The organism is Desulfocurvus sp. DL1XJH-121, assembly GCF_054819825.1.
Genome location: NZ_JBTVWW010000002.1, coordinates 170,794 through 188,922, shown reverse-complemented (window position 1 = coordinate 188,922; position 18,129 = coordinate 170,794). Strand labels below are relative to the sequence as shown.

Sequence of the window (18,129 nt, the reverse complement as noted above, 5' to 3'; positions counted from 1 at the left end):
AACCAAGGGGGACCCCATGAAGAGGAAGCACTACGCGGCCCTGGTGGTGGGCGCGGGAATCGCGGGAATCCGTTCGGCCCTGGACCTGGCCGAGGCCGGCCACAGGGTGGCCCTCATCGACCGCAGGCCGGGCATCGGCGGCATCCTGACCCAGCTGGACCACCAGTTCCCCAGCGACCACTGCGGCATGTGCCGCATGCTGCCGCTGACCAGCCGGGACTCGTCCAGCCAGTTCTGCATGCGCAAGGGGCTGTTCCACAAGAACATCGACATCCTCACGGGCACCGAACTGGCGGCTCTGGAAGGCGACCCCGGCAAGTTCCGGGCGACCCTCAGGCAGCGTTCCTCCCTGGTGGACCCCGAGAAGTGCATCTCCTGCGGCGACTGTTCCAAGGTCTGCCCGGTGAGCGTGCCCAGCGAGTTCAACGCGGGCCTGTCCACGCGCAGCGCCATCCATTTGCCCGTGCCCCACGCCATCCCCAACCACTACGTGGTGGACCTGGAGCGCTGCACCCGCTGCCGGGCCTGCTTCGAGGCCTGCCCCACCGGGGCCGTGGACTTCAAGGACGACCAGCGCGGGGACTTCCACGTGCTGGCGGCCATGGACCAGGCCTCCGGGGCCGAGGTGGCGGGCTGGTGCGAAAAGCTCGGCCTGCCCGCCCACGTGGCCAGCGACGCCGACGCGGCCCGCGAGCTCCTGGAGGGCCAGCCCGTGCGGCTGATGCTCCTGGACCTGACCGCCGAGGGCCTGGACCAGGACAAGGTCATGCGCCGGGGCCTGGAGCTGTATCCGGACCTGCGCGTGGTCCTGGTCATCGGCCCGGACCAGCAGGACAAGGCCGAGGCGCTCCTGGAGGAAGGGGCCCACACCTACCTGGTCAAGCCCCTGGGCAAGCAGACCAAGCGCTGGCTGGACAAGACCTACATCCGCATGATGTCCGACATCCGCCACGAGTTGGAGGTGGGCGCGGTGGTCCTGGCGGCGGGCTTCGAGTGCTTTGACCCGGCCGAGGGCGGCCAGCTCTGGGGCTACGGGACCATCCCCGGGGTCATCACGGCCGTGGAGTTCGAGCGCATGTGCTCGGGCACCGGCCCCACGGGCGGCAAGCTGCTGCGCCCGGACGGGCGCCCCGCCAGGAAGATCGGCTGGCTGCAATGCGTGGGCTCGCGCGACGTGAACCGCAACGCGGACTACTGCTCGTCCATCTGCTGCATGTTCGCCCTGAAGGAGGCCATGCTGGCCAAGCGCGTGACGGGCGGCGAGGCCGACACCACCATCTTCTACATGGACATGCGCACCTTCGGGAAGAATTTCCAGCGCTACCGCGACAAGGCCGAGAACCAATACGGCGTGCGCTTCGTGCGCACCCGCATCCACGCCATCGAGCCCAACCCCGCAGCGGACGGCGTGCCCATCCGCTGGACCGGAGAGGACGGCCAGATCCACGAGGAGGCCTTCGACCTCTTCGTGCTCTCCACGGGCGCGCGGCCCCCGTCCTCCATGGAGGAGCTGGGGCGCGCCGCGGGCATCGACATCCTGGACACGGGCTTCGCCTTCACGGGCGAGTTCCAGCCCGCGCGCACCTCGCGCCTTGGCGTGTTCGCCTCGGGGTCCTTCGGCCAGGCCCGGGACATCGCCGATTCGGTGATCCAGGCCGGAGCCGCCGCCCTGGGCGCGGCCAGGACCTACAAGCTCTTCTCCCCGCCCCGCGAGGAGGAGCCCGAACCCATGCCCGAATACCGCGACGTGACGCGCGAGGCCCCGAAGATGCTCGTGGCCCTGTGCGCCTCCTGCCCGACCCTGGAGACCGGGGTGGACATGGAGGCCCTGGGGCAACGCATGGCGGCCATGCCCAGCGTGATCCACGTGGCCAACATCTCCGGGGCCTGCGGGGAAAGGGGCTGGGACGAGATCGAATCCCTGGCCAGGGAGCACAAGCCCAACCGCATCCTCATCGGCGCGTGCATGCCCTACGCCTACGTGCCCAGGCTGCGCGAACTGGGCGCCAAGATCGGCCTGGACCCCGCGTTCATGGACGTGGTGGACATCTACACGCCGACCTTCCCCGGGGCCATGGAAAAGGGCGAGCCCCTGCTCAACGAGGTGCACACGGCCCTGTCCATGGCCGGGGCGCGGCTCATGGACGCCGACCCCTCGCCGCTGCTCGGCGAATCCCCGGTGACCCCGCGCGCCCTCATCGTGGGCGGCGGGCTGGCGGGCATGACCGCGGCCATGGCCCTGGCGGACCAGGAATACGAGGTCTGCCTGGTGGAGCGCTCCGATGAACTGGGCGGGCTGGCCAACAAGATCCACAAGACCCTTGGCGGCGGCGACGCCAGGGCCTTCATGGAGGACCTGGTGGACCAGGTCCAGCGCCACCCGAACATCAAGGTGCTCACCGAGGCGCGGATCATGCTCTCCATGGGCCGGGCGGGCCGCTACATGACCGCCGTGGCCACCGGGGAGGGCACGGCCCTGACCCTGGAGCACGGGGTGACCATCCTGGCCACGGGCGGCCGCGAGGTGGTGCCCGACGCCTACGGCTACCGCGTGCACAAGACCGTGCTGCGCCAGAGCGAGCTGGAGGCGCGCCTCAACGACGGCTCCCTGGACACGGGCGCGCTTCGAGGCGTGGCCATGATCCAGTGCGTGGAGTCCCGCGAGGAGCCGCGCAACTACTGCTCGCGGGTCTGCTGCGCCACGGCGCTGAAGAACGCCCTGATGCTCAAGGAACGCAACCCGGACCTGCCGGTGTACGTGTTCTACCGCGACATCATGTCCTACGGCTCCGCCGAGAAGTACTACACCCTGGCCCGGCGGCGGGGCGTGATCTTCGTGCGCTACGAGCCGGACGCCAAGCCCAGGGTGACCTTCGACGAGGAGCACCGGCCCACCCTCACGGCCATGGACCCCATCCTGGGCCGCGAGATCGCCGTGACCGTGGACCTGCTGGCCCTGTCCGTGGGCATGGAGCCGGCGGACGCCGACGAGCTGGCCGAGATCTTCCGCGTGGAGCTGGACCCGGACGGGTTCTTCCAGGAGGCCGAGTCCAAGTGGCGGCCCGTGGAGTTCCTGCGCCAGGGGGTGTTCCTGTGCGGGGTCTGCTCCAGCCCGCGCAACATGAGCGAAACCATCGCCTCGGCCAAGGCCGCGGCCTCGCGCGCCGCGCGCATCCTGTCCCAGAAGACGGTGATCGGCGGCCGGGTCAAGGCCGTGGTGCGCAAAAGCCTCTGCTCGGTGTGCGGGCGCTGCGTCCCGGCCTGCCCCTACGAGGCGCGGTCCATCAATCTGGATGAAGGCGTGGTGGAGGTGGACGAGCTGCTCTGCCAGGGCTGCGGGTCCTGCGCGGCGGTCTGCCCCAACTCCGCCAGCGTGCTCACGGGCTTCAAGGACGGCCAGGTGCTGCGCCAGATCGACGCGGCCCTGTCCGCCATCAACTGACCAGGGAGGCGAGACCATGACCAGCACGACAGCGGCCGAATCCCGGAACGACGCCCTGGCGCCTGTGCGCGAGATGGTGGCGGCCTGCATGCAGTGCGGCACGTGCAGCGCGTCCTGTCCCAACGCGGCGGAGATGGACATGACCCCGCGCCGCATGTGGCGGCTGACGCTCCTCGGCCAGGGGGAGGCGGTGTTCGCCAGCCGCACCTTCTGGCTGTGCTCCAACTGCTACTCCTGCACCCTGCGCTGCCCCCGGGGCCTGCCCCTGACCCGGGCCATGAACGCGCTCAAGCGCGCGGCCGGGGACATGGGCGACAAGGGGCTCAGGCGGCGGGCTTCCTTCTACCGCACCTTCATGGACAACGTGCGCACCCACGGCCGGGTGCAGGAGACGGACCTGATGCGCTCCTGGATGCTGGCCGCGGGCAACCCGCTCCTGCCCCTGTCCTTCGCGCCCCTGGGCCTGAAGATGCTCTGCAAGGGCAAGATGCACCTGACCACCCCGGCCGCGCCCAAGGGCGGCAGGCTGGGGCCGCTGTTCGCCAAGGCGGCGGAAATGGAGGGCAAGGACATGGAGGGCCGGTCATGAGCAAGGATCTGCAGTACGCCTACTACCCCGGTTGTTCCCTCACGGCCTCGGCCGTGGAGTACGACGCCAGCACGCGGGCCATGCTCGCGGCCCTGGGCGCGGACGTGGCCGAGATCCCGGACTGGACCTGCTGCGGGGCCAGCGCCGGGCAGGCCGTGAGCGAGCTTCTGGCCTTCGCCCTGCCCGCGCGCAATCTGGCCCTGGCCGAGCGCGAGCTGGCCGGGCGCGACGTGCTGGCCCCGTGCAGCGCCTGCTACCTGAACCTGCTGGCCGCCAGCGAGGAGGCCCGGGCGGACCGCGCCCTGCACACGCGGGTGGAGGAGGCGCTCTCCGTGGACAACCTGGAATGGGGCAACTTCGCGCCCGTGCGCCACATCCTGGAAGTTCTCATCCAGGACGTGGGCGCGGACAGGGTGCGCGAGCTGACCGCCCATTCCCTGGCGGGCTTCAGCGTGGCCCCGTACTACGGCTGCCAGATCCTTAGGCCCTACGCCAAATTCGACGACCCGGAGCTGCCCGTGACCATGGAGCCGCTGATCCGGGCCACGGGCGCGGAAGTCCACGCCTGGGACAAGGGCGCGGCCTGCTGCGGCGCGTCCCTGTCCACCACCCACAGGGCGGCGGCCCTGCCGCGCATCCGCGAGATCCTGGACGCGGCCCGGGGCGCGGACGCCGTGCTCACGGTCTGCCCCATGTGCCAAATGAACCTGGAGGCCTTCCAGCGCGAATCCGGGGCCCGGGCCGTGCCCATCCTCTACCTGCCCCAGTTCCTGGGGCTGGCCATGGGCCTGCCCGGGGAAGCGCTGATGCTCGACAAGAACCTGTCGTCGCTGGGCGGATTCCTGAAGAAATTCAAGGCCGGGCCGCCGCCTGCGGCCCCGGCTGAAACGGAGGAAGCCACGGTCGGCGAGGCCGGCTAGCCGTGGTCCTTGCCCCGCAAGGGGCAGGCCGGACGGACGGGTCGCGCGCCCCGCCCGCCCGGCCGGAAACAGCCCGGGACGTCCGGGCGGCGGCCGAGGAAGAACCCACCACAAAGGGGGTGAGTCATGTTCAAGGACATCATTTTGGCAGTGACCCCGTCCGAAGTGTGCCAAAGCGCGGCCGACGCGGCCTTCGCCTTCGCCAAGAAGCACGAGGCCAACATGTCGCTGATCCACGTCTGCGGACTTCCGACCCACGGCTGGGGCTCCATCGAGCACATGATGCCGTCGGGCGAAGTGGAAAAGATCACGGAGGCCGTGCAGAAGACATTCACCAACCGCCTGAAGGAATTCGAGAACTGCCAGGTCACCGTGGTGCCGGGCATCCCGCACGCCGAGATCCTGCGCCTGGCGCGCAAGCGCAACGCGGACCTCATCGTCATGGGCTGCTGCACGCGCGACGACCTGCACCGTCGCTCCAAGATGTGGGGCGTGGCGGGCTCGAACATCGAGCGCGTGAGCCAGAAGGCCCGCTGTCCGGTGATGATCGTGGCCCGCGAGGTGCCCGAGGAACGCATGCAGTTCGCCAACATCGTGGTGGCCACGGACTTCTCCTTCCAGGCCGAATGCGCCGTGGGCTACGGCGGCCAGCTGGCCCGCCAGTACAAGGCGGCCCTGCACGTGTTCCACGTCATGGACGTGCCCGGCGGCCACGACCACCCCTCCCAGGAGGAGATCGAGGCCAACATCGCCGAGGCCAAGGCCCGCATGGAAAAGGAGTTCGGCCCGCGCCTGGAAGGCATCCGCGAAGTGACCTTCGAATGCTGGGAAGGAGTGCCCAGCATGGAAATCCTGAAGTACGCCCGCCTCAAGCAGGCGGATCTGATCCTCATGGCCCACCACAGCAAGGAAAAGGACCCCGAGGAGGCCTACCTGGGCTCCACCGTGGCCCAGGTGGCGCTGAACGCCAACTGCCCGACCATGAGCATCAACCGCCACTTCGACCTGCGGTGCGGCATGTTCTATGACCAGAGCGGCGGCGTGACCACCAGTGAGGAAGCAACGACATAAAGGCGGGACGCGGGGTAACCCCCGCAGGACGCCTCTCCCTAAAGGCCCGGCTCGTCCGGGCCTTTTTCTCGGGGCTCCGCCCCACACCCCGCCAAAGGGGGTAACCCCCTTTGGAATCCCTATACTAAAAAGGTTTGGAGGGATGGGGGTGGGGGTCCGGGGGCGGGGGAAGGGGACCTTTCCTCAAAAGGTCCCCTTCCCCCGCCCCCGGCGCTCTTTTCTACCGCCTGACCTGGCTCAGCCAAACGCCCGCGAACACGCAGGCGACGGCCAGGAGTTGCGTGGTGTTCAGGGCCTCGCCCAGGCAGATCCAGCCCGTGGCCAGGGCCACCACGGGCACGAGGTTGATGTAGGCCGAGGCGCTGCTGGCGCGGATATGGCTCATGCCCCAGTTGTAGAGGCCGAAGGCCCCGAGGCTGCCGCCCGCGCCCAGGTAGACCAGGGACAGGATCACGGCCACAGGCAAGGCGGAGAGGCCGCCCAGGAGCTCGGCCGCGCCGGGCAGGAAGAAGACCAGGCCGGTGAGGGTCTGCAGGGCCGTGAGGGTCCAGGCCCCGTAGCGCGTGCTGAGGCGCTTGACCAGCAGCATGTACCCGGCGGCACTGACCATGGCCCCGAGTTCCATGAGGTTGCCGAGGACCGGATTGGGCGCGTTCTCGGCGGGCGCTCCGGCCAGGGTCAGCCAGGCCACCCCACCCACGGACAGGACCAGCCCCGACCAAGCCGAGCCGGGCACGCGCTCGGAAAGGAACAGGCTGGCCCCGGCGGCCACCAACAGCGGCACCGAGGCCGAGATGACCCCGGCCTGGGCCGAGGTGGTCAGGCACAGGGCGTGGGATTCGAGGTAGAAATACAGGCAGGGCATGAGCGCCACCATGGGCGCGAGGAGCCGCCAGTCGCCGAGGGCCCTGGTTCCGGGGTTCAAGCGGCCGAGGAACGGAGCCAGGCAGGCCGAGGCCACGAGCATGCGGCCCCACATCATGGCCCAGGGCCCTAGGCTGCCCACCACCACCTTCATGGCCGCGAAGGAGCCGCCCCAGAGCACCACGGCGGCGACCAGGGCCAGATGGGGCAGGACGCGGCCCATGCTTCCGGGCGCGGACAGGCCGGCGGCCGCGCGCACGCTCTCTCTCATGATCTTCTCCCGGCGGGGCCGCGAGGCTCCGCCCTGTTCTTCCGAAATGCTAGCCCTTGGGCGGATGGGCGTATTGCAGGATATTGCCCGCGCTACAGGGAAAGGTACTGGCCCGGGGTGGCCCCGGTGAAGCGGCGGAAGACGTTGGTGAAATGGCTCTGGTCCGTGAAGCCCGTGTCCAGGGCGGCCTGGGCGATGGCCCGGCTCGAGAGGAGCAGGAGCTTGGCCCGCTCCACGCGCATCTGAAGGTGGAAGGCGTGGGGCGACATGCCCGTCTCGCGCTTGAACACGCGCAGCAGGTAGTAACGCGACAGCCCGGCCTCGCGCGCCAGGTCCTCCAGGCAGACCTTGTCCTGCAGGTGGGCGGCGAGATAGTCCTTGACCAGGGCCACGGCCCGGTGCTCGGGCCTGGGGGGCACTGCGTCGCGCACCCGGCCCCAGGAGGCCAGCAGCCGCGAAAAGGCCGTGACCATGGCCGACTGGCGCAGGAGCAGTTCGCCGCCTCCGGCCGCGGCCTCGGTGACCCGGCGCAACTGGCCGTAGACCGCGGGGTCCGTGGCCACCCAGGCGGCGAATTCCGGATAGCCCACGGGCCTGTCGGCCAGGTCCCCGGCGGCGCGGCGCATCCACTCGGGGTCCACGTAGAGCATGCGGTAGGTCACGCGCTGGGAGGAGGTGGGCACGCCGGAATGCACCTGCCCGGGGCCGATGAGCATGACCTGGCCCTTGGCCACGCTTGGCGCGGCGGCCCCCACGTCCACGCACCAGCACGCGCCCTTCTCCATGATGCCCACGGCGTAGTGCTCGTGGGTATGCTTGGGGAAGGCGTGGTCGCTGTTGCGGATCATGGCCACCTCCAGCCCGGGGAGGTCGGCTCCGCGCCAGAATCTGATGTCCGCGTGGGGTTTCATGGCAGCGTGCTCCTGAAGGGATTCCCCATACGATCCCACAAGGCGGGGCGTCTTGCAAATAATTGCCCCGCGCTCAGGCCAGGCCCCGCCGCACCAGGGACGCGGCCAGCCACCACATGACCAGGCAGACCAGCCCGTCCAGGACGCGCCAGGCGGCGGGCCGGGCGAACAGCGGGGCCAGGGCCCGCCCGCCGAGGCTCAGGCTCGTGAACCACAGGCACGAGGCGGCGGTGGCCCCGGCCCAGAACAGCCAGCGCCCCTGGCCCGGGAAATGCCCGCTCACGCTGCCCAGGAGCACGACGGTATCCAGGTAGAAATGGGGGTTGAGGAGGGTCACGGCCAAGAGCGCCAGGAGCGTCGCGCGCAGGGATCCGGCCCCGGCGGCGCCCACGTGCAGCGCGCCCCCGCGCAGGGCCGAGCGCAGGGCGGAAAGCCCATACCAGCAAAGAAACGCGGCCCCGCCCCAGGCCGCGGCCACGGCCAGTATCGGATTCGCGGCCACGGCCGCGCCCACCCCGGCGACGCCCAGGCCGATGAAAACCACATCGCACAGGCAGCAAACCAACGTGATGGCCACGGTATGGTTGCGGCGCACTGCCTGGGTGAGCACAAAGGCGTTCTGCGCGCCGATGGCCACGATGAGCCCCCCGCCCATGGCAAACCCCTGGATAAATGCAGCAGTCATGATATACTCCCGTTACGTGCGGCCGTGTGCGCTAATGAAACGAATCGTCGTCGCGCTTGATACGTCGGACGCCTTGATACGTAAAACAACTTCTTTTTAATACGGATAAGCTGATCTAATAATATTCCCGATATGCATAAGTTATGCTAATGATATACCATGCTGGACTATAAACTGCTTGAGGCCCTGGCCATGGTTGTGGAAGAGGGCGGTTTCGAGAAGGCGGCCCGCTCCCTGCACCTGACCCAATCCGCCGTGTCCCAACGCGTGCGCCAGCTGGAGGAACAGCGCGGACAGATCCTTTTGGTGCGCTCTTCGCCCCCCCGCCCGACCCCTGCGGGGCAGCTGTTGCTCAAGCATTTCCGCCAGGTGCGCATGCTGGAAGGCGGCCTGGGGCCGGGCGAGGGCTGCGAGCACTACTCGGACACCCTGGCCGTGGCCATCAACGCGGACAGCCTGGCCACCTGGTTCCTGCCCGTGGTGGAGGCCTTCGTGCACGAGCACCACGTGCTCCTGGACCTGGTCACGGACGACCAGGACGAGACGCACAAGCTTCTACGCAACGGCGACGTGGTGGGCTGCGTGAGCGCGCGGGCCGAATCCATGCAGGGCTGCTGCGCCACCTATCTGGGCTGCATGGACTACCGGCTCCTGGCTTCCCCGGAATTCGCGGCCCACTGGTTCCCCAAGGGCGTGACCGCCGAGGCGGCGGGCAACGCCCCGGCCGTGACCTTCAACCGCATGGACGAGTCCGTGCACACCTTGCTGCGGGACATCCTGGGCCCGGCCGCGCCCGCAGTGCATCCCACCCACTACGTGCCCTCGTCGGAGCGCTTCGCCCAGGTCATCGTCCGCAGCTGGGGCTACGGCGCCCTGCCCGACTGCCAGAGCAGCGAGCACCTGATTTCGGGAGCGCTGGTGGACCTGGCCCCGGGGCACGTGCAGCCGGTGCGCCTGTACTGGCACTGCTGGAACCTGGACTCCCCCCTGCTGCGGGCCCTGACCGCCGCGCTGGTCAAGGCGGCCCCGGCCATGCTATCGGTCTGAGTCCGAACCCCTTCCCAGCGAGAACCGCGATGATGGAATTTCTCGGCGTGAGCCTGTTCATCCTGCTGGCGGCCATGGCCCCGGGCCCGGATTTCGCCGTGGTCATGAAGAACTCCCTGCTCCACGATCGCAAAGCCGCCCTGTTCACGGCCCTGGGCATCGGGGCGGGGCTCACGGTCCACACCGCCTACAGCCTGCTGGGGCTGGCCGTGGTCATCTCCAAGTCCATCCTGGTATTCACAGTGGTCAAATACCTGGGCGCGGCCTACCTCTGCTATCTGGGCCTGCGCAGCCTGCTGGAGCGCCGGGGCCAGGCCCCGAGGCTGGCCCCGGGGGCGGAGCCCTCGAAGCTGCCCGTGCGCGAGGCCCTGCGCCAGGGATTCTTGTGCAACCTCCTGAACCCCAAGGCCCCGCTGTTCTACATCGCCTTTTTCAGCGTCATCATCCCGCCCCAGGCCACGCACACGGTGAAGTTCCTGTACGGCGCGGAGAGCGTGGCCGTCGTCACGGGCTGGTTCGTGTTCCTGGCCTTCGCGGCCACGGGCCACGCGGTGCGCGCGGCGCTCTCCCGGGCCCAGGCCGTGCTCACCAAGCTCTTGGGCGGCATGATGCTCTACTTCGGCATCCGCCTGGCCCTGGCCCAGCGCTGACGGATAATACCCGCCCCGCGCGGCTTTTTCCGGCAACCCCGCGAGCGAGCGCCAAACCCGCCCCCGAGGGGCGGCTCCGGGCCCTCCCGGGAGCGACGCCCTCCGTTCTTGCGGGATAGCCTCGTCGCCACGTTCTCCAGCCTGCTTGATATTCATCTTTGAATACACATTATTACGCCTTTGCGCACGATTCCTGTTTGCGCCATTTCCCAGGGCCGACATGGTACGCCCCTTGCTCCTGCCCCGTGATCCGCGTGCGGACCGCCTCCGCGCGCCCGTCCGACGGCATTCAGGTCATGGAGGCCCCATGCCCAACTATAGGACCGTGTTTGAAAACCTGCCCCTGCCCGCGTTCCTGTTTTCGGACCGGGGGGAGATGCTCAAGAGCAACGCAGCCGCCAAGCGGATATTCACCCCGGACGCGACCGGAAGGGTGGACCCGGCCCTCGCGCCCTGGCTGCACGACGACGTGACGGGTTTCCTGGGCGGGGGCATGCGCACCGTGACCCTGGAGCGCACGGTCAGGCCCGCGGGCAAACGGCCGCTGTATTTCAGCGTGAACCTCTCCCTGGTGCGCGGGGCCCAGGGCCAGCCCCTGGTGATCGCCGTATGCACCGACATCACCAACCGCTCACGATACCAGGAAAAAATCACGAGGCTCGCGGCCATCATCGATTCCGCCGACGACGCCATGCTGTCCATGGCCCCGGACGGGACCGTGCTCATGGCCAACAAGAGCGCCGCGAGCCTGTACGGATTCACCCAGGATGAGCTGGTGGGCGGCTCGGTGCTGCGCATGGTGCCCGCCGGGCTGGAGGAGGAGACCCTCGAAACCCTGCGCCGGGTACGGCAGGGGAAAACCGTGGTGCGCATGGAAACCGTGCGCCGCCGCAAGGACGGGACGGCCTTCGCGGTGTCCGACACCTACTCGCCCATACCCGGCAAGGACGGGGTCCACGCCGTCTCCCTGGTCACGCGCGACATCACCAAGCGCAAGATCGCGGAACAGGCCCTCAAGGACAGCCACGAAAGCCAGGGCCGCATCCTGGGCGAGACGGTCAAGGCCCTGTCCATGACCCTGGAGAAACGCGACCTCTACACGGCCGGACACCAGCACAAGGTGGCGCTGATCTCCTGCGCCTTGGGCCTGAAGCTGGGGCTGGAGGCGGGTGACCTGGACGCCATCCAGACCGCCGGGGTGCTCCACGACATCGGCAAGATATGCATTCCCATGGCCATCCTCAGCAAGCCCGCGCGCCTGTCCAGCGTGGAAATGGGCCTGGTGCTCAACCACCCCCAGAACGGCCTGGACATCATCAAGAACATCCCCTTCCCCCGGCCCGTGGGGGCCATGATCCACCAGCACCACGAACGCATGGACGGCACCGGCTATCCCAGCGGCCTGCGCGGGGACGACATCGGCCTGGGCGCGCGCATCATCGCCGTGGCCGACGTGCTGGAGGCCATGAGCGCCCACCGGCCCTACCGCCCCGCGCTGGGCCTGCAAAGGGCCATGGACGAGTTCGACGCCCACCGGGGCGCCCGCTACGACCCCGACGTCTGCGACGCGCTGTCGACCCTGGTGAACTCCGGGGCCATCTCCATGGACCAGGGCGAACTGATCCTGGCGTGACCCGTTTCCCTCGGCCGCGCGGCGCGGGCCTGTGCTCCCGCCGCCTCGCTCGGATCCGAATCCGTCTCGGCCCCCCGGATCCGGGCCCGCGTTTCCCCGACATTGCGCGACCAATTGGATCAAGTCGCGATTGCGTGACTATATTCACATTTATTTAGCACTGATAATAAACGATATTTCCCGATCACCCCCCTCGGGACCACCCTGGTACGCCCTTTGCTTTACCCTCCCTGCGTTCTCTGACCGGCCTCTGGATCAGCATCCATGTTCCGCATTTCCACGCGCAACAAAAGCGCACAGGGGGAATCACATGCCGAACGCCCAGGCCGTTTCGAACAACCGCCGTCCCCGGGACGCACACGCTTCTCCTCGAGCGCCGCACGGCGCATCCCGCATGGCGCCCTGTGCGCTGCGGGATCACCTCCCCTTGGTTCCCTCCCTCCCGAGTGCGGTTCCTTCGCATCCAGCCCCCCGCGCGCCCCGGCCCGTCCCCCTGGCCGCGCACACGGGAACCCGGACGCGCGCCATCCCGCCGCGCCCCCTGCGGCGCACGCCGGGCCGCGCCGTCCGCTCTGTCCCGCACGGGACATGATCATCTCCCCGGCGGGCGCATCCGTGCGTTCCCAACGCCGGGCAGACCACCCCAACAAGGGAGACTCGACACCATGTCCGTAAAGACCAAACTCATCACCTTGCTGCTGGTATCCGTCGCCGGGTTCGCCCTGGTTTTCGCGGCGGACAGCATGGGTAAGCGCCAAGCGCGCAGCATGGCCCACCTGGAACGCCAGGCAAACCAGACCCTGCTCTACGCCCTGCAATGCCGCAGGCAGGAAAAGAACTTCCTGTTGCGCCTGGACGACGAATACGCCAGGCGTTTCGACAAGGCCCTGGCCTCGGCCCGCTCCTCCCTGGATTCCATCGTCAATCCGGACGGCAGCGTGGACGAGCGGGTTGAGCAGGCCAAGGGGCTCCTGGACGCCTATGCGGCCAGCTTCGGCCAGCTGGCTGGCGCGCTGCGCACCATCGGCCTCACCGAGCAGGACGGCCTGCGCTGGCAGTTCATCTCCGCGGCCAGGGCCATGGAGGCCCAGTTCAAGGGCCAGGGCGGCCAGGAGATGCTCATCGCCCTGTTGCAGCTCAGGCGCCAGGAAAAGAACTTCATGATCCGGCGCACCGAGAAGTACCTCAAGCGCGCCCGGGACAAGGGCGCCGTGGTCGCGGACTTCGTCCAGCGCATCGACGTGGACGAGGCCACGCGCAAGGCCATGGCCGACTCCCTCGCGGCCTACACCCAGGCCTTCGAGAGCTACGTGGACAAGATCAACCAGGGCGAGGCCATCAAGAAGGAACTCATCACCAAGGCCCGGGCCATGGAGCCCGTGGTCACGGACCTCGCCGGGCACTACGCGGATCTGCAGGCCGCCACCACCCTGCGCACCAGCAGAATCCTCATGGGCATCGAGGTGGGCACCGTGCTGGTCATCGCCCTGTTGTCCCTGTGGGTCATGACCTCCATCACCCGGCCGCTGTATTCCCTGGCCCGCTACACCCGCGAAGTGGCAGACGGGCACCTGGAGGCCGAACCCCAGGGCGTGTTCCAGGCCGAGTTCGGGCTCCTGCGCCGGGACATCGCCAGCATGGTGGAGGAACTCAAACGCCGCCTCACGGAAATCCAGGCCAAGGAGGCCGAGGCCCAGGGCCAGGCCGAAAGCGCCCGCCAGGCCATGGAGCAGGCCACGCGTGAACAGACCAAGGCCCTGCGCCTCAAGGACCGCATGCGGGACTCGGCCCTGCGCGCCGAAGCCTTCTCCACCCGCGTGGCCTCCAGCGCCGAGGAGCTCTCGTCCATGCTCTCCCAGGTCAAGCAAGGGACCCTGCAACAGTCCGAGCGCATGGAGCAAACCGCCACAGCCATGGAGCAGATGAACGCCGCAGTGCTGGAAGTGGCCAAGAACGCGGGCGAAGCCTCCGAAAACGCCCGCGACACCAAGGCCAAGGCCCGCAACGGGGCCACTCTGGTGGAAAACGCGGTGGCGGCCATCTCCAAGGTCAACGACCACACCGGCAGCATGCGCAAGGGCATGGAAAACCTGGAGCGTCAGGTGGAGAGCATCGGCCAGGTCATGGACGTGATCAGCGAGATCGCGGACCAGACCAACCTCCTGGCCCTGAACGCGGCCATCGAGGCCGCGCGCGCGGGCGACGCGGGCCGGGGCTTCGCCGTGGTGGCCGACGAGGTGCGCAAGCTGGCCGAAAAGACCATGACCGCCACCCAGGAAGTGGCGCACAGCATCGAGGCCATTCGCAGCGCCACGTCCGAAAACATCGAAAACACCCGCCAGGCCGTGAAGGCCGTGGAGGAAAGCACTCGCCTGGCCACGGAGACCGGCGCGGCCCAGGAGGAGATCCTGAACCTGGTGGACATCAACTCCACGCAGGTGGAGGGCATCGCCTCGGCCTCGGAACAGCAGTCCGCCACCTCGGACCAGATCAGCGGGGCCGTCATGGAGGTGCAGACCATCGCCGAGCAGTCCATGGCCGGCATGACGCGCTCCTTTGACGCGGTGCGCTCCCTGGCCCAGCTCTCCGAGGAGCTCAAGACCCTGATCCAGGACATGCTGCGGGAGGACGAAGACGAACAGGAAGCCGCCCCGGCCTAGCCCGGCGGCGACGGTCCCGCCCGCGGCCATCAAGGGGGCGGTCTCCGGCAAAGTCCGGGGCCGCCCCCTTGTTGCAGCAAAGCCGCACGATATTGCGTGATTTATGTCCTTAAATATCAGTAAATTATAAATTGCTCCTCAAAAGTTCAAAATGGAACGGGAGTTGCTTTTAGTTTCATCGCAACTCGCCCCAACGAGCACCGATAGGGGCCGGATCCCTCTTCGACAGGAGGGATCCGGCTCCGCCCGGGGAAAGACCGGAGGCGGCCGTGAGCTCCATGAACATCCTACTCATAGACGACGAACCCGATTTCCTGGACCTGATGTCCAAGCGTCTGGGCCGTCGCGGGGTGAACCTGACCACGGCCATGGACGGCGAACAGGGTTTGGCCTCCGCCGTTCAGGGCGATTTCGACGTCATCATCCTCGACGTGCGCATGCCCGGCATGGACGGCATCGAGGTGCTCCGCCGCCTGCGCAAGCAGGACGTCAAAAGCGAAGTCCTGCTGCTCACGGGGCACGCCAGCCTGGAGGCCGCCCGCCAGGGCCTGGAGCTGGGGGCCTTCGACTATCTCATCAAGCCGGTTTCCATCAACGACCTGCTCTTCAAGCTCCAGGACGCCTGCGAACAACACCGCCTCAAGGCCGGGAAACCACCTGGACGAGGATAGGTCATGCGCGGCGTTTTGCAGGCCCTGACGTCCCTGTTCGGCAGGCGCGTCCTCTCCGCCGAGGAGCAGGAACGCCTCGTCAAGACTCACAGGGAACGTTGCCTGCACTTCAGGCTGCTTTTGTCCGCCAACAACCGCGCCCTTGAGGGCATGACCGCCGTGGAAGAGGCCCTCAGCGGGGCCAAGCCCTTTGGCATGGATTTCGTCCGCGGCCAGTGCACGCGGATATCCAGCGAAGTCTGGCGCATGATCGCCTCCCTGAACAGCCTGGCCCCGGACCGCTACGCGGCCCTGTTCGACAGGCACCGGGCCATCCAGCAGCGCATCGAGCTGACCCTGGCCGCCCACGCCGCCCACGCCGACGGCCCCCTGGTGCTGCCCCTGTCCGAAGTCCGCGCCTCCGACGCCGGGGAGGTGGGCTCCAAGGCCGCCACCCTGGGCGAGGTGGCCGCGCACCTGGGCGTGCGCACGCCCGGAGGCTTCGTGGTCACGTCCTCGGGATACCGCAGGCTGCTCGCCGAACACGGCATGCAGGACGAGATCAACCGCCGCATCCAGGCCTCGGGCGAACAGGACCTGGAGGGCCTGTACGCCCTGAGCTCCTCCCTGCAGCAGCTCATCACCTCCGCCGTGCCGCCCGTGGATCTGGCCGGGGAAATCGAAGCCCAGGTCCAAGAGCTGGTTCGGGTGCGGGGCCGGGACCTGCGCCTGGCCGTGCGCTCCAGCGCCGTGGGCGAGGACCTCCTGGGCACCTCCTTTGCCGGGCAATATCGCTCGGAACTCAACGTGCACCCCGACGACGCGGTCCAGGTCTACAAGGAGATCGTGGCCTCCAAGTATGGGGCCGTGGCCATGGCCTACCGCTTCAACCGGGGCATCCGCGACGAGGACGTGCCCATGTGCGTGGCCGTGATGCCCATGAGCCCCTGCCGGTCCTCGGGCGTGGCCTACACGCGCAACCCTTTGGACGTGCGCGACGCGGCCCTGGCCGTGCACGCCGTATGGGGCCTGCCCAAGGCCGTGGTGGACGGCAGCTCCCCGGCGGACTTCTATCTGGTGAACCGCGTTCCCGGCGGGGGCTTCGAAACCAGGAATATCAGCGTGGCGGACAAGCGCATGGAGTTCGTGCCCTCGGACGAGGGTCTGGACCGGGCCCGGATTCCGGAAGAGCGTCGGCTCGCGCCCTGCCTGGACGAGGGCGCCCTGCACCGCCTGGCCGAACTGGCCGCCGGGCTGGAACGCTTTTTCGGCCACCCACAGGACCTGGAATGGGCCCTGGAGCCGGACGGCGGATTCACGGTCCTGCAGGTCCGGCCCCTGCGCCAGGAGCACGCCGTGCTGCACGGGCAGCCGGAGAACGGCAACGGGGCCGACGACGGCGGGCAGAACGGCAACCGGCCTCTCCTGGAGGGCGGGGTCACTGCCAGCCTGGGCGTGGGCGCGGGCAGGCCCGTGGCCGTGCTGCGCGATGCGGACGTGCTGTCCTTCCCCGAGGGTGCCGTGCTGGTGGCGGCCCACGCCCTGCCGTCCTGGGCGCCGCTCCTTTCACGGGCCAGCGCCGTGGTCACGGATCGCGGCGGAGCGGCCGGGCACCTGGCCAACGTGGCCCGCGAGTTCGGCATTCCGGCCCTGATGGGCTGCGCCGGGGCCGTGGAGGCCCTGCGGGGCCAGGACATCGTCACCGTGGACGCCGACGCCGGGCGCATCTGGCCCGGGCTGCGCAAGGACCTCCTGGCCCTGCGCTCCAAGCCCCGCAACCTCATGACGGGCAGCCCGGTGCACGAGGCCTTGCGCCGGGCCGGACAGCACATCACCCCCCTGACCCTGCGCGACCCCGCGGCCCCGGAGTTCAGGACGGAGAACTGCTCCACCCTGCACGACATCACCCGCTTCTGCCACGAGAAGGCCGTGGTCGAGATGTTCTCCGAGGACCAGGGCGCGGCCCTGCCCTGGCGCACCAGCAAGCGCCTGGTCCACCGCGTGCCCATGCAGTACTGGGTCATCGACCTGGACGACGGGTTCACGGAGCACGTGCGCGGGCGCACAGTGAACCTGGACCAGATCGCATCCAGGCCCATGCTGGCCCTGTGGCGGGGCATGACCGCCAAGCCCTGGGCCGGGCCTCCGGCCGTGGACGCCAAGGGCTTTCTCAGCGTGGTGGCCGGGGCTGCCTCCACCCCGGGCCTGGACCCGGCGGCGGGCTCGGACTTCTCATCCCGCAACTACTTCATGATCTCCAGGGACTTCGTCAGCCTGCAATCCCGATTCGGCTTCCACTTCAGCACGGTGGAGGCCGCCTCGGGCCCGGATCCGGCCGAGAACTATGTCAGCTTCCGTTTCAAGGGCGGGGCCGCGGATCGCGCCCGGCGCGAAGGACGCGCCAGGCTGGTGGGCGACATCCTGGAGGGCTGCGGGTTCCGCGTCGAGGTCACGGGCGACGCGGTCACGGCGCGCTCCGAAGGCGTTCCCGACCGGGAAATCGAACGTCTGCTGGCCGTTTTGGGCTACATCATCATCCACACCCGGCAGATCGACATGGTCATGGCCGACAAAAACAAGGCCGCGGAAATCCGGAACACGATCCTCGCGGACCTTGCGGCGCTGCCCATCACCGCCTGACGCTTGCGCAATATTGCGCGACTTTTCAACAGCGAATACGGACTGTTGTCCCTGCCCCAAGGAAGCGTTTTCTGGAACGCTCCTTGCTCTTTCCAG

General features: G+C 68.6%; 13 protein-coding genes. 10 read left to right on the top strand and 3 right to left on the bottom strand.

Annotated elements, in window-relative coordinates; translation table 11 throughout:
- Positions 1-16: 16 nt before the first annotated feature.
- From ACYYG1_RS02315 to ACYYG1_RS02300, 4 genes are all read left to right on the top strand, one after another.
- Entirely contained in the window at positions 17-3,442 is a 3,426-nt protein-coding gene (locus ACYYG1_RS02315; protein ID WP_461208656.1) for an FAD-dependent oxidoreductase, read from the top strand.
- 16 nt (positions 3,443-3,458) lie between these two features.
- Positions 3,459-4,031, top strand: a complete 573-nt coding sequence (locus ACYYG1_RS02310; RefSeq protein ID WP_461208655.1) for a 4Fe-4S dicluster domain-containing protein — start codon at positions 3,459-3,461, stop codon at positions 4,029-4,031.
- Complete coding sequence (locus ACYYG1_RS02305; RefSeq protein ID WP_461208654.1) at positions 4,028-4,951, top strand: CoB--CoM heterodisulfide reductase iron-sulfur subunit B family protein; 924 nt, start codon at positions 4,028-4,030, stop codon at positions 4,949-4,951. Before ACYYG1_RS02310 ends, ACYYG1_RS02305 begins: the two co-directional genes overlap by 4 nt.
- Positions 4,952-5,077: 126 nt before the next feature.
- The gene (locus tag ACYYG1_RS02300; protein ID WP_461208653.1) at positions 5,078-6,022 is read left to right on the top strand and encodes a universal stress protein; all 945 of its coding nucleotides are present in this window, start codon (positions 5,078-5,080) and stop codon (positions 6,020-6,022) included.
- A gap of 220 nt (positions 6,023-6,242) precedes the next feature.
- On the opposite strand, the gene ACYYG1_RS02295 is transcribed toward ACYYG1_RS02300, so the two are convergent.
- The 3 genes from ACYYG1_RS02295 to ACYYG1_RS02285 all read right to left on the bottom strand — a co-directional run bounded on the left by ACYYG1_RS02295 (position 6,243) and on the right by ACYYG1_RS02285 (position 8,753).
- Positions 6,243-7,157: a DMT family transporter gene (locus tag ACYYG1_RS02295; protein WP_461208652.1), complete on the bottom strand. Its 915-nt coding sequence runs from the start codon at positions 7,155-7,157 to the stop codon at positions 6,243-6,245.
- A gap of 92 nt (positions 7,158-7,249) precedes the next feature.
- Positions 7,250-8,068, bottom strand: coding sequence for a helix-turn-helix domain-containing protein (locus ACYYG1_RS02290; protein WP_461208651.1), 819 nt, complete (start codon positions 8,066-8,068; stop codon positions 7,250-7,252).
- A 73-nt stretch (positions 8,069-8,141) separates the two neighbouring features.
- On the bottom strand, positions 8,142-8,753 hold the full coding sequence (locus ACYYG1_RS02285; RefSeq protein ID WP_461208650.1) for a LysE/ArgO family amino acid transporter: 612 nt from the start codon (positions 8,751-8,753) through the stop codon (positions 8,142-8,144).
- Between the two features lie 159 nt (positions 8,754-8,912).
- On the opposite strand from ACYYG1_RS02285, the gene ACYYG1_RS02280 reads away from it, so the two are divergent.
- From ACYYG1_RS02280 to ACYYG1_RS02255, 6 genes are all read left to right on the top strand, one after another.
- Entirely contained in the window at positions 8,913-9,800 is an 888-nt protein-coding gene (locus tag ACYYG1_RS02280; RefSeq protein WP_461208649.1) for a LysR family transcriptional regulator ArgP, read from the top strand.
- A 29-nt stretch (positions 9,801-9,829) separates the two neighbouring features.
- Positions 9,830-10,450, top strand: a complete 621-nt coding sequence (locus tag ACYYG1_RS02275) for a LysE family transporter (RefSeq protein ID WP_461208648.1) — start codon at positions 9,830-9,832, stop codon at positions 10,448-10,450.
- A 307-nt stretch (positions 10,451-10,757) separates the two neighbouring features.
- Complete coding sequence (locus ACYYG1_RS02270; RefSeq protein ID WP_461208647.1) at positions 10,758-12,083, top strand: HD domain-containing phosphohydrolase; 1,326 nt, start codon at positions 10,758-10,760, stop codon at positions 12,081-12,083.
- A gap of 665 nt (positions 12,084-12,748) precedes the next feature.
- Positions 12,749-14,743 carry a methyl-accepting chemotaxis protein gene (locus ACYYG1_RS02265; RefSeq protein WP_461208646.1) on the top strand — a complete coding sequence of 665 codons (1,995 nt, stop codon included), beginning with the start codon at positions 12,749-12,751 and terminating at the stop codon, positions 14,741-14,743.
- A gap of 278 nt (positions 14,744-15,021) precedes the next feature.
- Positions 15,022-15,414 carry a response regulator gene (locus ACYYG1_RS02260; RefSeq protein WP_461208772.1) on the top strand — a complete coding sequence of 131 codons (393 nt, stop codon included), beginning with the start codon at positions 15,022-15,024 and terminating at the stop codon, positions 15,412-15,414.
- 3 nt (positions 15,415-15,417) lie between these two features.
- Complete coding sequence (locus ACYYG1_RS02255; protein ID WP_461208645.1) at positions 15,418-18,033, top strand: PEP/pyruvate-binding domain-containing protein; 2,616 nt, start codon at positions 15,418-15,420, stop codon at positions 18,031-18,033.
- Positions 18,034-18,129: the final 96 nt, after the last annotated feature.

Excerpts from the sequence above, each read along its gene's own strand:
- ACYYG1_RS02315 (WP_461208656.1), top strand. The coding sequence starts at position 17 with ATGAAGAGGAAGCACTACGCGGCCCTGGTGGTGGGCGCGGGAATCGCG.
- ACYYG1_RS02310 (WP_461208655.1), top strand. The coding sequence starts at position 3,459 with ATGACCAGCACGACAGCGGCCGAATCCCGGAACGACGCCCTGGCGCCT.
- ACYYG1_RS02305 (WP_461208654.1), top strand. The coding sequence starts at position 4,028 with ATGAGCAAGGATCTGCAGTACGCCTACTACCCCGGTTGTTCCCTCACG.
- ACYYG1_RS02300 (WP_461208653.1), top strand. The coding sequence starts at position 5,078 with ATGTTCAAGGACATCATTTTGGCAGTGACCCCGTCCGAAGTGTGCCAA.
- ACYYG1_RS02295 (WP_461208652.1), bottom strand. The coding sequence starts at position 7,157 with ATGAGAGAGAGCGTGCGCGCGGCCGCCGGCCTGTCCGCGCCCGGAAGC.
- ACYYG1_RS02290 (WP_461208651.1), bottom strand. The coding sequence starts at position 8,068 with ATGAAACCCCACGCGGACATCAGATTCTGGCGCGGAGCCGACCTCCCC.
- ACYYG1_RS02285 (WP_461208650.1), bottom strand. The coding sequence starts at position 8,753 with ATGACTGCTGCATTTATCCAGGGGTTTGCCATGGGCGGGGGGCTCATC.
- ACYYG1_RS02280 (WP_461208649.1), top strand. The coding sequence starts at position 8,913 with ATGCTGGACTATAAACTGCTTGAGGCCCTGGCCATGGTTGTGGAAGAG.
- ACYYG1_RS02275 (WP_461208648.1), top strand. The coding sequence starts at position 9,830 with ATGATGGAATTTCTCGGCGTGAGCCTGTTCATCCTGCTGGCGGCCATG.
- ACYYG1_RS02270 (WP_461208647.1), top strand. The coding sequence starts at position 10,758 with ATGCCCAACTATAGGACCGTGTTTGAAAACCTGCCCCTGCCCGCGTTC.
- ACYYG1_RS02265 (WP_461208646.1), top strand. The coding sequence starts at position 12,749 with ATGTCCGTAAAGACCAAACTCATCACCTTGCTGCTGGTATCCGTCGCC.
- ACYYG1_RS02260 (WP_461208772.1), top strand. The coding sequence starts at position 15,022 with ATGAACATCCTACTCATAGACGACGAACCCGATTTCCTGGACCTGATG.
- ACYYG1_RS02255 (WP_461208645.1), top strand. The coding sequence starts at position 15,418 with ATGCGCGGCGTTTTGCAGGCCCTGACGTCCCTGTTCGGCAGGCGCGTC.